At 58.4% G+C, this 12,772-nt stretch carries 12 protein-coding genes; 7 read left to right on the top strand and 5 right to left on the bottom strand.

What is annotated here, in order from left to right:
- Positions 1-337 precede the first annotated feature (337 nt).
- From CU103_RS22865 to CU103_RS22885, 5 genes are all read left to right on the top strand, one after another.
- A complete protein-coding gene (locus CU103_RS22865) occupies positions 338-1,627 on the top strand; it encodes an RsmB/NOP family class I SAM-dependent RNA methyltransferase (protein WP_106666350.1) in 1,290 nt (429 codons plus the stop codon).
- A gap of 41 nt (positions 1,628-1,668) precedes the next feature.
- Positions 1,669-2,124, top strand: a complete 456-nt coding sequence (locus CU103_RS22870) for a TspO/MBR family protein (protein ID WP_106666351.1) — start codon at positions 1,669-1,671, stop codon at positions 2,122-2,124.
- A gap of 1 nt (position 2,125) precedes the next feature.
- Positions 2,126-2,764: a 5'-methylthioadenosine/S-adenosylhomocysteine nucleosidase gene (locus CU103_RS22875; protein WP_106666352.1), complete on the top strand. Its 639-nt coding sequence runs from the start codon at positions 2,126-2,128 to the stop codon at positions 2,762-2,764.
- Between the two features lie 127 nt (positions 2,765-2,891).
- Positions 2,892-4,454: a glutamine-hydrolyzing GMP synthase gene (gene guaA, locus CU103_RS22880; RefSeq protein ID WP_106666353.1), complete on the top strand. Its 1,563-nt coding sequence runs from the start codon at positions 2,892-2,894 to the stop codon at positions 4,452-4,454.
- A 216-nt stretch (positions 4,455-4,670) separates the two neighbouring features.
- Positions 4,671-5,519, top strand: a complete 849-nt coding sequence (locus tag CU103_RS22885) for a bifunctional allantoicase/(S)-ureidoglycine aminohydrolase (protein WP_106666354.1) — start codon at positions 4,671-4,673, stop codon at positions 5,517-5,519.
- 16 nt (positions 5,520-5,535) lie between these two features.
- Here the strand turns inward: CU103_RS22885 and CU103_RS22890 are convergent, their stop codons facing one another.
- Both CU103_RS22890 and CU103_RS22895 read right to left on the bottom strand, forming a co-directional pair.
- On the bottom strand, positions 5,536-6,054 hold the full coding sequence (locus CU103_RS22890) for a SixA phosphatase family protein (RefSeq protein WP_106666355.1): 519 nt from the start codon (positions 6,052-6,054) through the stop codon (positions 5,536-5,538).
- 22 nt (positions 6,055-6,076) lie between these two features.
- Positions 6,077-6,364, bottom strand: a complete 288-nt coding sequence (locus CU103_RS22895) for an acylphosphatase (RefSeq protein WP_106666356.1) — start codon at positions 6,362-6,364, stop codon at positions 6,077-6,079.
- Between the two features lie 190 nt (positions 6,365-6,554).
- Here CU103_RS22895 and CU103_RS22900 point away from each other — a divergent pair, with 190 nt between their 5' ends.
- Both CU103_RS22900 and CU103_RS22905 read left to right on the top strand, forming a co-directional pair.
- Complete coding sequence (locus CU103_RS22900; RefSeq protein WP_106666357.1) at positions 6,555-8,543, top strand: bifunctional 2',3'-cyclic-nucleotide 2'-phosphodiesterase/3'-nucleotidase; 1,989 nt, start codon at positions 6,555-6,557, stop codon at positions 8,541-8,543.
- Positions 8,544-8,670: 127 nt separating this feature from the next.
- Complete coding sequence (locus CU103_RS22905) at positions 8,671-9,777, top strand: mandelate racemase/muconate lactonizing enzyme family protein (RefSeq protein WP_106666515.1); 1,107 nt, start codon at positions 8,671-8,673, stop codon at positions 9,775-9,777.
- A 14-nt stretch (positions 9,778-9,791) separates the two neighbouring features.
- On the opposite strand, the gene CU103_RS22910 is transcribed toward CU103_RS22905, so the two are convergent.
- From CU103_RS22910 to CU103_RS22920, 3 genes are read right to left on the bottom strand one after another with little or no spacing between them, the layout of a single operon-like run.
- The gene (locus tag CU103_RS22910; protein WP_106666358.1) at positions 9,792-10,547 is read right to left on the bottom strand and encodes an ABC transporter ATP-binding protein; all 756 of its coding nucleotides are present in this window, start codon (positions 10,545-10,547) and stop codon (positions 9,792-9,794) included.
- On the bottom strand, positions 10,541-11,611 hold the full coding sequence (locus tag CU103_RS22915) for a FecCD family ABC transporter permease (RefSeq protein ID WP_106666359.1): 1,071 nt from the start codon (positions 11,609-11,611) through the stop codon (positions 10,541-10,543). Before CU103_RS22915 ends, CU103_RS22910 begins: the two co-directional genes overlap by 7 nt.
- Complete coding sequence (locus tag CU103_RS22920; RefSeq protein WP_106666516.1) at positions 11,608-12,750, bottom strand: ABC transporter substrate-binding protein; 1,143 nt, start codon at positions 12,748-12,750, stop codon at positions 11,608-11,610. Before CU103_RS22920 ends, CU103_RS22915 begins: the two co-directional genes overlap by 4 nt.
- Between the last annotated feature and the right edge of the window lie 22 nt (positions 12,751-12,772).

Below are 12,772 nucleotides of genomic sequence, written 5' to 3' on the forward strand. Positions count from 1 at the left end.
TTGTCATCCAGGGCGAGACCCTGGGTATCCGTTCAGGACGATTGGAAAAGATGGGGGCGATCACACTCTAGCTCGGCCCTTCAGACGGCCTGCACATCCACGATCCATCCCCCATCGCCGGACGAGGTGGCAGCCCTCTCCGGCGCTTCTTTCTCTCACAAGAAGCGCGGACAGTCATAAGACAAGCAATTACCCGCCTGTTTCCGGCAACTGCAGCTGCCGATCAGCGCTCAAACTGTCTGAAATGAAAAATAGGAAAGCCGGGGCTCCATGCTCCGGCTTTCTTTTACTGCCGCAGCCATGTATGCGACACTCAAAGAAAAACAAAGGAATGCACATGCGACTTGGTGGACGCCTGCAGGCGGCAATCGAAGTTCTGGACGATATTGAAAACCGCAAGCGGCCGGCCTCCGACGCTTTGAAGGACTGGGGGTTGTCACACCGCTTTGCCGGTGCCGGGGACCGCGCTGTCATTGGCAATATCGTCTATGATGCCCTCAGGCGGAAACTATCGCTGGGCTGGCGCATGGACAGTGACGCCGCGCGGCATATCGCCTTTGGCGTTTTGCTTTCCGATGCGGAACTCAACATTGACGAGGTCGGCACCGCGCTCGATGGCGACAAGTTTGCCCCCGAACCGCTGGAGGCCGGGCGTATGGCCGCATGGCAATCCCGCGACCTCGCTTCTGCACCCGACCATGTCCGCGCCGATGTGCCGGAATGGTGCGTACCGCATTTCCAGGCCATCTTTAACGACAACTGGGTGGAGGAAGCCGCTGCGCTTAGCGACCGGCCGCCCGTCGACCTTCGCGTCAACACGCTGAAGGCTGATCGCGAGAAAGTGCTGAAGGAGCTCGCCCGTGCGGGTGCCAATCCCGCGCCTTTATTGGAAACCGCAGTGCGCGTGCCGCCGCTGCGCGCCATGGGCCGTCATCCCAACGTCCAGGCAGAGCCGGCCTTCCAGCGTGGGCTGTTCGAAGTCCAGGATCTGGGTTCACAACTCGCTGCAAAACTCAGCAACGCCAAGGCTGGCGAACAGGTGCTCGACTATTGCGCCGGGGCTGGAGGCAAAACTCTGGCTCTCGCTGCGGAGATGGGCAACAAGGGCCAGATCCATGCCTATGATGCCGAACGCGCCCGGCTGGCGCCGATCTTCGATCGGCTGAAGCGCGCAGGGGTGCGCAACGCCCAGGCCCACGCCAATGTTGGCGATCTTGCCCCTTTGGAGGGCCAGATGGATCTGGTTCTCGTCGATGCACCTTGCACGGGTTCCGGTACATGGCGGCGCAGGCCCGATGCCAAGTGGCGCCTGAGCGACCAGCAGCTGGAACGCCGCGAGGTGGAACAGCGCGAGGTGCTGGATGCGGCCAAGACCTATGTGAAGGCCGGCGGACGCCTGGTCTATATTACTTGCTCGCTGTTCGCGCCGGAGAATGGCAACCAGGTTGCGGCTTTCCTTGAAGGCAACCCCGAATACAGCGTCCTCGATACGCAACCGCTCTGGGATCAGGCTGTACCTGCAAAGACCGGATTGCAACCCCTGTTCAAGGATGGAACAGCCATTCTTTCACCCTTGTCCACATCCACTGATGGCTTCTTCATTTCAGTTCTCAGACGGGAAAAATAAAGCTACAAATGTGACCGTATCCTTCGCGTGAGAGAGGTCACATGTCCCGTTCCCAGGCGCTTCTATTGTTTCTTGTATTGGTTGTGGGCGGCGGACTTACCATAGGATATCTCACCCTCCCGGGCGAATGGTACGCCGGTCTCGTCAAGCCTTCGTTCAATCCGCCGAACTGGATTTTCGCCCCCGTCTGGACCGTGCTCTATATCCTCATCGCCATTGCCGGTTGGCGAGTCTGGGACCGGGAATTGACAGCACCCCAACAATTCTGGTGGGCGCAGCTTGTACTGAATTTCCTCTGGTCACCCGCCTTCTTCGGGTTCCAGAAGATGGGCCTCGCGCTGGCCGTCATCGTCCTATTGCTTGTCGCGATCGTTGGCTTCATCAGCGTGACCTGGAATTCCGAGCGGGTATCGGCACTGCTGTTTGTGCCCTATCTTCTCTGGGTGGCCTTCGCGACACTACTCAATGCGTCACTCTGGACCCTCAATGCAGGTTGATATGCTCGCTTATTTGACGCCGGTTGCCGGCAAAAAAGTTCTTTTTGCCATGGCTGTCGATGCGGAATATGGTCCGCATCTGCAGCGTCTGTTCACGCCGCTGATCACCGGCGTTGGCCCGGTGGAGGCTGCTGTCAGTGTCTCGGCGACGTTGGCCAGTCTGGCCGCCAACCAATCTCTGCCAGATCTTGTCGTGTCGCTGGGCTCTGCCGGGTCGCGCACTCTGGAACAGGCGGAAATCTATCAGGCGACCTGTGTCTCCTACCGCGACATGGACGCATCGCCGCTTGGCTTCAAGAAAGGGGCAACGCCCTTCCTCGACCTGCCAGTAACAGTCCCGCTACGCCACCGCATTCCGGGCGTAAAGGAAGCGTCGCTGTCAACCGGCGCCAATATCGTTTCCGGCGGGGCCTATGACACGATCGAAGCCGATATGGTCGAGATGGAAACCTTCGCTGTGTTGCGCGCCTGCCAGCGTTTCGAAATTCCGCTCATTGGTCTGCGCGGCATTTCTGACGGATCGGAGGAATTGCGCCATGTCAGCGACTGGACGGAGTATCTGCACGTGATCGATGAAAAGCTGGCACTGGCCGTTGAGGCTATGGGCTCGGCAATTGCGGACAGGGTGTTGATTCTGTGATCCCTACCGCCGTCTTCTGAATCAAATTCGCAATGGCTTCACCCGCCTTGTGAACAAACGGAATCAGTTTTTCAGTCACTTGCGGTAACCCATTGCGCCGACTCGACAATTGCTTTAAAGGCCCGCCATGAACACACCCACTCATCCCGATACAGTCCTCATTGTCGATTTCGGCAGCCAGGTAACGCAGCTGATTGCGCGACGCGTGCGCGAAGCCGGTGTCTATTCCGAGATCGTTCCCTTTCAATCCGCAGATGAAGCTTTCCGCCGCATCAATCCGAAGGCGGTCATCCTTTCCGGCAGTCCACATTCCACGGTCGATATCGGCAGTCCGCGCGCGCCGCAGCAAATCTTCGAAGCCAATATCCCGGTTCTCGGCATCTGCTACGGCGAACAGACGATGTGCGCCCAGCTCGGAGGCAAGGTGGAGGGCGGGCATCACCGCGAATTCGGTCGCGCTTTCCTCGACATTCAGGAAGAATGCGCGCTGTTTGAAGGCGTCTGGGCCAAGGGAACACGCCACCAGGTGTGGATGAGCCACGGCGACCGCGTTGTCGAAATACCCGATGGCTTCAAGGTTGTTGGCACATCGACAGGCGCGCCCTTTGCGGCGATCGCCAACGAAGCCAGGAAATACTACGCCGTGCAATTCCACCCGGAAGTTGTGCATACGCCAGACGGCGCGAAACTCCTTGAGAATTTCGTCCACCGCATCGCCGGCATCAAGGGCGACTGGACCATGCATGCGTACCGCGAACACGCGGTCGATGCTATCCGCAAGCAGGTCGGCGACAAGAAGGTGATCTGTGCGCTGTCCGGCGGCGTCGATTCGTCCGTCGCGGCATTGCTCATCCACGAGGCGGTCGGCGACCAGCTGACCTGCATCCTTGTCGACCATGGCCTGATGCGCAAGAACGAGGCGGCAGACGTCGTCGCCATGTTCCGCGAACATTACAATCTGCCGCTCATTCTTGTGGACGCATCGGAGCGCTTTATCAGCGCGCTCGAAGGCGAATCCGACCCGGAAAAGAAGCGTAAGACGATTGGCAGGCTCTTCATCGAAGTCTTTGAAGAAGAAGCCAAAAAACTTGGCGGCGCTGACTTCCTTGCGCAAGGGACCCTCTATCCCGACGTCATCGAAAGCGTGTCCTTCACAGGCGGTCCTTCGGTGACGATCAAGTCGCACCACAATGTCGGCGGCCTGCCGGATCGCATGAACATGAAGCTGGTCGAGCCGCTGCGCGAACTCTTCAAGGATGAGGTTCGTGTGCTCGGCAAGGAGCTTGGCCTGCCGGATCATTTCATCGGCCGCCATCCCTTCCCTGGTCCCGGTCTTGCCATTCGCTGCCCTGGCGGTATCACCCGCGCAAAACTGGAGATCCTGCGCGAGGCTGATGCGGTCTATCTCGACGAGATTCGCAAGGCTGGCCTTTACGATGTCATTTGGCAGGCCTTCGCCGTGCTGCTGCCGGTGCAGACCGTTGGCGTCATGGGCGATGGCCGCACCTACGAATTCGTTTGCGCCCTGCGCGCCGTTACGTCGGTCGACGGCATGACTGCCGATTTCTACCACTACGACATGAGTTTCCTCGGTCAGGCGGCCACGCGTATCATCAATGAGGTCAAGGGCATAAATCGCGTTGTCTATGATGTCACGTCAAAGCCGCCCGGCACGATCGAGTGGGAATGAGGCTATTGGGCGATGCCGGTCGGGTCCATTCGGCATTCCTCCGCATTGACCAAGTGGAAATGGCATAATCGCACAAGACTTTCAAAATTTTCGAGGGGAATGAATTCGCCATTCTTTGATTATTGAGTAAGGCGCGGTGACAAAAAACTCTCTGCCAGTTGGCAGAGAATATCACTTTGCCGAGGCGAGAATATCACCCCTCTAAAGGAACTGGAAATGGCTGGACGAACATACTTTGCACCTCGCGGCGGTGCACCCGCACAGACGCAACTCTTGACCGATCGCGCGGTGTTCACCGAAGCCTATGCCATCATCCCAAGGGGGGTGATGATGGACATCGTCACCAGCTACCTGCCATTCTGGGACAATACCAGGCTTTGGGTACTCTCCCGTCCGCTGTCTGGTTTCGCAGAGACTTTCTCGCAATACATCATGGAAGTCGCACCGGGGGGCGGCAGCGACAAACCGGAGCCCGACGCTGGCGCGGAAGGCGTCTTGTTTGTGCTTGAAGGTCAGTTGAGCGTTGTTGTTGACGACCAGAAACATGTCATGCAACCCGGCGGCTTCGCTTTCATTCCTCCATCGAGCAAGTGGACGGTCCGCAATGAGGGTGACAGGCCGGTGCGTTTCCATTGGATACGCAAGGCGTACGAATTCGTGGACGGTATTGGCGTACCCGAAGCCTTCTTCGCCGATGAAGCCAATATCACGCCGACAGCAATGCCTGGCACCGACGGGAAGTGGGCGACAACGCGATTTGTCGATCCCGCTGACTTACGCCATGACATGCATGTGACAATCGTTACGTTCGAACCGGGCGCAGTGATCCCGTTTGCGGAAACGCACGTAATGGAGCACGGGCTGTATGTGCTCGAAGGTAAGGCAGTTTACCGCCTCAATCAGGACTGGGTTGAAGTGGAGGCCGGCGATTTCATGTGGCTGCGGGCGTTCTGTCCGCAAGCTTGCTACGCTGGCGGTCCAGGCAAATTCCGTTATCTCCTTTACAAGGATGTTAACCGCCACATGAAATTGAGCCTGTCCGCAGGCGGGCGCTCTGGCCGCTGATTGAAGGCGCTCCGGGTCAGCGGTGACCTATGGAATTCGGCGTGTCGAATCGTTCAAGCCGGCCGAGGCCGCCGGATATTTCGCGCCAGTGTTTGACATCGAAGTCGATTACAACGAGCCCTGCGGTCGGGTATTTTCGCTGCAGCCGCGAAAGATCGGGTTCGCGTCCCTTTCCAATGAGTTGGAGGGCGAGGTCCTGAAGTCCCGGATTGTGTCCGACGAGCAGCAATGCGTGAATACGATCTGGCGTTTGCTTGACAGTATCGAGGATCGCCTGCGCCCGGGCCTCGTAAATGCGCGGCTCGTCCTTATGCACGATATCCTGCCCAAGAGCGGCATGCACCAGTTTCCAGGTCTCCATGGCACGTCGCGCCGTCGAGACCATGGCAAGATCAGGCAATAGCCCTTTTTCCACCATGAATCTCCCCATCAGCGGGCTCATCCTGCGGCCCCGCTCCGCCAGCGGGCGCTCATGATCCTCGACGCCGTCGGGCCAGTCGGATTTGGCATGCCTGAGAAGCATTAATCTGCGCATGGGGACGTTCCTCTGCCTGGACCTAGCTAGTGGTGATCCTGAACGTGCCGGTGCCCTCGGAAACGTCAACGTTTTCAAACGTGACGTTGGCAACCGAGGCTCCAGGAGGTCCCTGCCAGAATCTCTCCAGCATCTTTGAGATAGCTGGCTCGGGTCCTGCGATGAGGGCGCGTACGGTCCCGTCATCCTCATTGCGAACCCAGCCGCCAAGCCCAAGCTTTTCGGCTTCCATGCGGGTCCAGACGCGAAAACTGACACCCTGTACCCTGCCATGGATACGAACCAGCATAGCCTGCTCTTTAGCTTCCATCGCAGCCTCCATTGAGCGCGACCAACCCTAGTGGAGGATACTATCACCGCGTGCGGCGTGCTGGAATGACGGGGTGCATATCACAATTGGCCGCATGTTTCGCGCTGGTCATTTTACGGATGCGCGGCTCGCAAAATCGTCATAGTCTGCCGCGGGTTGAGCAATGCCGAGTTTCCCGAAGGAGTGTTCCATGTCTTCCAATTTCCATTTGCACCCGATTTCGCGCCGCTCCTTGCTCAGTGGCATGGCGGCCGCATCGGCGCTTGTGCTGTTGCATCCGTTTTCCGCGCGCGCGGCGGCCAACCAGGCCCATTTACGGTTGATGGAAACGACGGACATTCACGTCAATGTTTTCCCCTATGACTATTATGCCGACAAGCCGAACGATACGATGGGTCTCGCCCGCACGGCTGCGATCATTGATTCCATCCGCGCCGAGGCCACGAACTCACTGCTCATCGATAATGGCGACTTCCTGCAGGGCAATCCGATGGGCGATTACATGGCCTATCAGCACGGCATGAAGGAGGGCGACGTCCACCCCGTCATCAAGGCGATGAATGTGCTCGGTTACGATGTCGGCACGCTCGGCAATCACGAGTTCAATTATGGCCTCGACTACATGTTCAAAGTGGTCGGTGGATCGAATTTTCCGTATGTCTGCGCCAATCTGACGAAGGGCCAGCTCGCTTCGGATCCGAAGCAGGACGCTCTCTTTTTCAAACCCTATGTCATCATCGAAACACTGATCAAGGACGGCGCAGGCGCGGAAAGCCCGGTCAAGGTCGGCTTTATCGGTTTTGTTCCGCCGCAGATCATGCTGTGGGATATCAAGAACCTTGAGGGCAAGGCTCAGACCCGCGATATCGTCGAAGCTGCCAAAGCGTGGGTCCCGGCCATGAAGGAGGAGGGCGCCGATATTGTCATAGCGCTGTCTCATTCCGGCATCGACGGAGCCGCCCCGTTGGAGCGCATGGAAAATGCCTCGCTCTATCTCGCAGGTGTCGAAGGTATCGATGCGATCTTCACCGGTCACCAGCATCTGGTCTTCCCCGGTCCGAAGAGCTGGGACGGCATCGCCAATACCGATCCGGTGAAGGGCACTCTCGCCGGCAAGCCCGCGGTCATGGCCGGATTCTGGGGATCGCATCTCGGCCTTATCGACCTGTTGCTGGAGAAGGACGGCAATAGCTGGAAGATCGCCGATTTCACGGCGGAAGCCCGTCCGATCTATCACCGCGATGACAAGAAGAAGGTCGTCGCCGATGTTGCCGACAAGCCGGAAGTGATCGAAGCCGCCAAAGCCGAGCATGAGGCAACATTGACCTATGTCCGCACGCCGGTCGGCAAAACATCCGCGCCGCTATATTCCTATTTCGCACTCGTTGCCGATGATCCTTCCGTGCAAATCGTATCCCAGGCGCAAACCTGGTACATCAAGGACATGCTGAAGGATACCGAGCACAAGGACCTCCCGGTGCTTTCCGCGGCGGCGCCCTTCAAAGCCGGCGGCCGGGGCGGGGCGGATTACTATACTGACGTTCCTGCAGGCGATATCGCCATCAAGAATGTCGCTGATCTCTACCTCTATCCCAACACGGTACAGGCGGTCGTCATCACCGGTGAGCAGGTAAGAAACTGGCTGGAAATGTCGGCGGGCATGTTCAATCACATGGAAGCAGGCGCCAAGGATGCTGCTCTCCTGAATAAAGATTTTCCGTCTTACAATTTTGATATCATCGACGGCGTCACTTACCAGATCGATCTCTCGCAGCCGCGCAGGTTTGATAATGACGGACAGGTCATCAATCACGAGGCAAATCGTATCCAGAATCTGCAATTTGAGGGCAAGCCAATTGATTCGGCACAGAAATTCGTGGTTGTCACTAACAATTACCGCGCCGGCGGTGGCGGCAAGTTCCCGGAGATAGCGTCCGACAAGGTGGTCTTCGTAGCGCCGGATACGAACCGCGATGTTATCGTGCGCTATATCGTCGAGGCAGGTACCGTCAATCCATCCGCCGACAGCAACTGGACCTTCAAGCCTTTGCCGGGCACGACGGCGATTTTTGAGAGCGGCCCGAAGGCAAGGCAGTTTCTTGCCGATGTGAAGAGCGTCAGGATCGAGGATGCCGGCGAAGGCTCGGAGGGCTTCGCCTTGTTCAGGCTCGTTCTCTGAAGGCTGCAGTCAGGCTGAATGGCGGCGCAGCACTAAGTGGCCGGGGCCATTTCCGAATTTTCGAACCAGTCGCAGCGTGAGCCCGCTTCGACACCGTTTCTGTTCTCCAGCCTTGGGATTGTCCATCGTGCATATCGAGACCATAAAAGCCTACCGCCTCATGCAGCCATTCGTTGAGGGTCGCTACAACATGTCGAAGGGGCGTGGCGCCGATGGGTTCGACGCGGTCATCGTGTCAGTCACCTCCAACACCGGGCTGACCGGGTGGGGCGAGATGGCACCGCTCGGCAATTTCTATTCCGCCGCCTTTGCGGCAGGAGCTCAGGCCGGTGTCGCCGAAATCGCACCTCACCTTCTCGGGCAAGATCCGCGCGCGCTGACCCGGCTCAACAGGCTGATGGACACCGTGTTCAAGGGGCACCCCTATATCAAGTCGGCACTCGACATGGCTTGCTCGGATCTGACCGCGCGTGCGGCAGGCGTTCCGCTTGTGACAATGTTCGGCGGCCGGGAAAGCGATATGGCAGATCTTTACAGGGTCGTTACACATGGTCCGGTCGAGACGATGGCGGCCAATGCAAAACAAATAGTCTCGGAGGGCTTTCATCGCCTGCAGGTCAAGGTGGGTGGCATCGTTCACGACGATATTGAACGGGTTGCGGCGGTTGCGGCGTCGGTTCCCAAAGGCACGGTGATCTTCTGCGATGCCAACGCCGGATGGTCCGCCTATCAGGCGCGGCAGTTCGTCGATGCCACGCGTGAAATCGATTACACGATGGAGCAGCCCTGCGTATCCATAGATGATTGTCTTTCGGTCCGGCGTTCCCTCGACAAACCGATGGTGCTGGACGAGTCCGTCACATCGCTCGAGGAGATGCTGGACATTCACCGCAGAGGAGCTGCAGACGGGCTGACCCTGAAGATCTCCCGTCTGGGCGGCGTGACGAAGACCCGCCAGATCCGCGATCTTGCGGTCGATCTTGGTTTCATGGTCACCGTTGAGGATACGGGCGGGGCGGAGGTGGACACGGCCGCCATGGCACATCTCTCGCTATCGACGCCCGAGGAACGGCGGCTGCACGCCATTGCCTTCCATGAATGGGTCACGGTCCGCACCGCCAGAAATGCGCCGCCTGTTATTGGCAGCCGAATGGGCATTCCCGATGGTCCGGGTCTTGGTATCGACGTCGATCTGGAGTTGCTCGGCAAGCCCTTTCTTGACGCGAGCTACTGACCAGATACTGGAGCCTAGACAAGCGAGCCGTCGACGATGACGACTGGCCGCCCTTGGGAGCAGTTTTCGATCCGGGCATCAACGCGATAAATGTCACGCAGCAGATCCTGCGTGATCACTTCGCCGGTCGGCCCGCTGGCAATCATTTTCCCATTGGCAATGACGATCGTATTGTCGCAGTAGCGCAACGCATGGTTGAGATCATGCAGTGCAATCATCACCGCCATGTTCGACCGCGACGAGAGGCTCTTCATGAAGCTGAGAACCTCAATCTGGCGGAAAAGGTCCAGAGCGGATGTCGGCTCGTCCATTAGCAGAATTTCAGGCTTCCGGACCAGTGCCTGGGCGATGGATACAAGCTGCCGCTGGCCCCCGGAGAGTTCGCCGAGACTGCGGAAGGCCAGGTCATCGATCCTGAGCGCCCCGAGGATCCGGTCGATATCCTGCAGCTCGCTATCATGGACCTTCCAGCCCGAACCCTGCTTGGATGCGAGCAGAATGGATTCATAAACGGTAAGCACCGCGTTAGCGCCCGTATCCTGCGGCATGTAGCAGATGGTTTCCGCACCTTTGACCGTGTCGGACAGATGGACGATGCCCGGTCCTGCGGCCAGACCCGCAATGCGCTTGAACAGGGTGGATTTTCCTGCAGCGTTGGGCCCGATGACAGCGGTCATGCCACCGCCGGCCAGCAATCCCGTGTTCACATCGGACAGCACCGTATGCTTGCCATATTTGGCTCCGATATTTTCCAGCGCCAAGCTTACCATGAGCGCCTCCGGTGTGTGAAAATGAGGGCGAAGAAGAATGGTACGCCGACCAGCGCCGTTATGACGCCAATGGGAAGGACCGCGCCCGGAATAAGCGTCTTGCTGACGACAGAGGTGGTCGACAGGAGCAGTGCGCCGCAGATAACCGACGCGGGCAGGAAGAAGCGTTGATCCTCGCCGACCAGCATGCGTGCAATATGCGGACCGACGAGACCGACGAAGCCGATCGTGCCAACGAATGAAACGGGAATGGCGGCAAGAAGGCTCACGGTCAGCATGGTCTCAAGCCGCAGGCGGCGGACATTGATGCCAAAACTGGCCGCCTTGTCTTCGCCGAGCCGCAGGGCCGTCAAAGCCCAGGCGCGGCGGGCAAACAACGGAACGGTGACAATCAAGACGGCAGCAGTGACCCAGACCTTCGGCCAAGTCGCTTTGGTGAGGCTCCCCATGGTCCAGAAGACGACGGCGGCAAGTGCCTGTTCGGAGGCAAGATATTCAAGCAGTGACAGCAGTGCGTTGAACGTAAAGACCAGGGCGATGCCGAGCAGGACGATTGTCTCAACTGTCACCCCGCGCATGGTGGAGGCAAAATGGATGAAGAGCGCCGCCAGCATCGCCATGAGGAAGGCGTTGATGGGCACCATGAACTGCGTTGCGACAGGAAAAACCGCGATCCCGCCAACAAGTGCAAGCGCCGCGCCGAAGCCTGCCGCTGCGGAAATGCCCAGGGTAAATGGACTGGCCAGCGGGTTGGCGAGAATGGTCTGCATCTGCGCGCCCGCCACCGAAAGAGAAGCGCCGACCGTCACCGCCATCAGTGCAATCGGCATGCGGATATCCCAGATCACCACGCGGAGCTGATCGCTGACGGTACCCGGTTGAAACAGGGCTTTCAGCACATCGGCAAGGGCATAATTCGCCGGACCAAGCGCCATGTCGATAGCCACCGAAAGGAACAGCGCAATGCACAACCCGGCGATGAGGAGTATCCGGCGCAAGACAAGGGCACGGTAGCGGCCGTGCCCTTCGATACCTGCCATTTTGTCCACGTCAGCGACCATCATTCGCTGCCTTCCGGAAGAGAAACAAAATATCCCGGGCGGTAGGCTATTGGCAAAAAGCGCTCGTGAAATTCCCGGAACGTCTTATCCGGATCGAGATCAGCAAACAGATCGGGGTGGAACCACTTGGCAAATTGCTGGATAGGTATGAACTCATAGGGAACGCCGTAAAACTGGTGCCAGGCGGCGTGCACGTTGCCATTCTTGACCACGGTGAGGCTGGAAAACGCCGGACGTTCCATCAAGTCGTGGAGCTTGCTGCGGGCATTTGCCGGGTCAGCGCCGCGGCCCACATGGACAAACTGGTCGATGTCGGATTCCGCCGCCCAGTTGGCGCCCGTAACAATGACATGGTCCGGATTGCTTACGATGATCTGCTCGGGATTGAGATCGCCAAAGGTGGTGCTGATCACATCGGTGGCAATGTTGTGGCCACCCGCAAGCTCCACCATTTCACCGAAATTGGCCGGCCCGAAGGTTCTGCAGCAGACATTGTCGCCGGAGATTCCAGGGGAGCGTTCGATGAAGACCTTGGGGCGCACAACATTACCCGCTTTGGCGAGACGTTCGGTGACAAGTGCAATCTGGGCGCGGCGATAGGCGATGAATTCCTCTGCCTTCGCCTTCTCTCCGAAGATGCTGCCAAGCAGTTCGATACTCTTTTCGCTGTTCTTCGCCGGATCAACCCGGAAATCGAGGTAAACGATTGCAATGCCTGCTGCTGCGGCCTTTTCCTCGATGCCGGATTCCTGTGCCGATTTTTGCGCTTCGAGATTGAGCGTGAGAACATCCGGGTTGAGGGCGATGGCGGCCTCAAGGCTGAAGGTCCCGCTGGGTATGTAGCCTGTCTGCGGCAGGCTCTCGAGTGCGGGAAAGCGCTCGCGGTAAGCCTCGTAGGAATCAGGATCCTTCTTGATCATGTCATCGCGCCAGCCAACGATCGTATCGAACAGGTGCTCGCCCTTCAGCGCGGCGATCACGTGAATCTGCCGCGCCTCGCCAATAAGGACGCGCTTGGCTGGAAGTTCAAGTTCCACCTGGCGCCCCGTGACGTCGGTAATGGTTGCCTTTTCAGCGACGGCCGGCGTTGCCGCCAGGAGCAAAGCCACGGTAAGCATCAAAATGGCTTTGTTCAAAATCATCATTTGAAAACCCCGTTAGAGA

It is taken from the genome of Phyllobacterium sophorae (assembly GCF_003010965.1).
GTDB classification, from domain to species: domain Bacteria; phylum Pseudomonadota; class Alphaproteobacteria; order Rhizobiales; family Rhizobiaceae; genus Phyllobacterium; species Phyllobacterium sophorae.

Excerpts from the sequence above, each read along its gene's own strand:
- CU103_RS22865 (WP_106666350.1), top strand. The coding sequence starts at position 338 with ATGCGACTTGGTGGACGCCTGCAGGCGGCAATCGAAGTTCTGGACGAT.
- CU103_RS22870 (WP_106666351.1), top strand. The coding sequence starts at position 1,669 with ATGTCCCGTTCCCAGGCGCTTCTATTGTTTCTTGTATTGGTTGTGGGC.
- CU103_RS22875 (WP_106666352.1), top strand. The coding sequence starts at position 2,126 with ATGCTCGCTTATTTGACGCCGGTTGCCGGCAAAAAAGTTCTTTTTGCC.
- guaA (WP_106666353.1), top strand. The coding sequence starts at position 2,892 with ATGAACACACCCACTCATCCCGATACAGTCCTCATTGTCGATTTCGGC.
- CU103_RS22885 (WP_106666354.1), top strand. The coding sequence starts at position 4,671 with ATGGCTGGACGAACATACTTTGCACCTCGCGGCGGTGCACCCGCACAG.
- CU103_RS22890 (WP_106666355.1), bottom strand. The coding sequence starts at position 6,054 with ATGCGCAGATTAATGCTTCTCAGGCATGCCAAATCCGACTGGCCCGAC.
- CU103_RS22895 (WP_106666356.1), bottom strand. The coding sequence starts at position 6,364 with ATGGAAGCTAAAGAGCAGGCTATGCTGGTTCGTATCCATGGCAGGGTA.
- CU103_RS22900 (WP_106666357.1), top strand. The coding sequence starts at position 6,555 with ATGTCTTCCAATTTCCATTTGCACCCGATTTCGCGCCGCTCCTTGCTC.
- CU103_RS22910 (WP_106666358.1), bottom strand. The coding sequence starts at position 10,547 with ATGGTAAGCTTGGCGCTGGAAAATATCGGAGCCAAATATGGCAAGCAT.
- CU103_RS22915 (WP_106666359.1), bottom strand. The coding sequence starts at position 11,611 with ATGATGGTCGCTGACGTGGACAAAATGGCAGGTATCGAAGGGCACGGC.
- CU103_RS22920 (WP_106666516.1), bottom strand. The coding sequence starts at position 12,750 with ATGATTTTGAACAAAGCCATTTTGATGCTTACCGTGGCTTTGCTCCTG.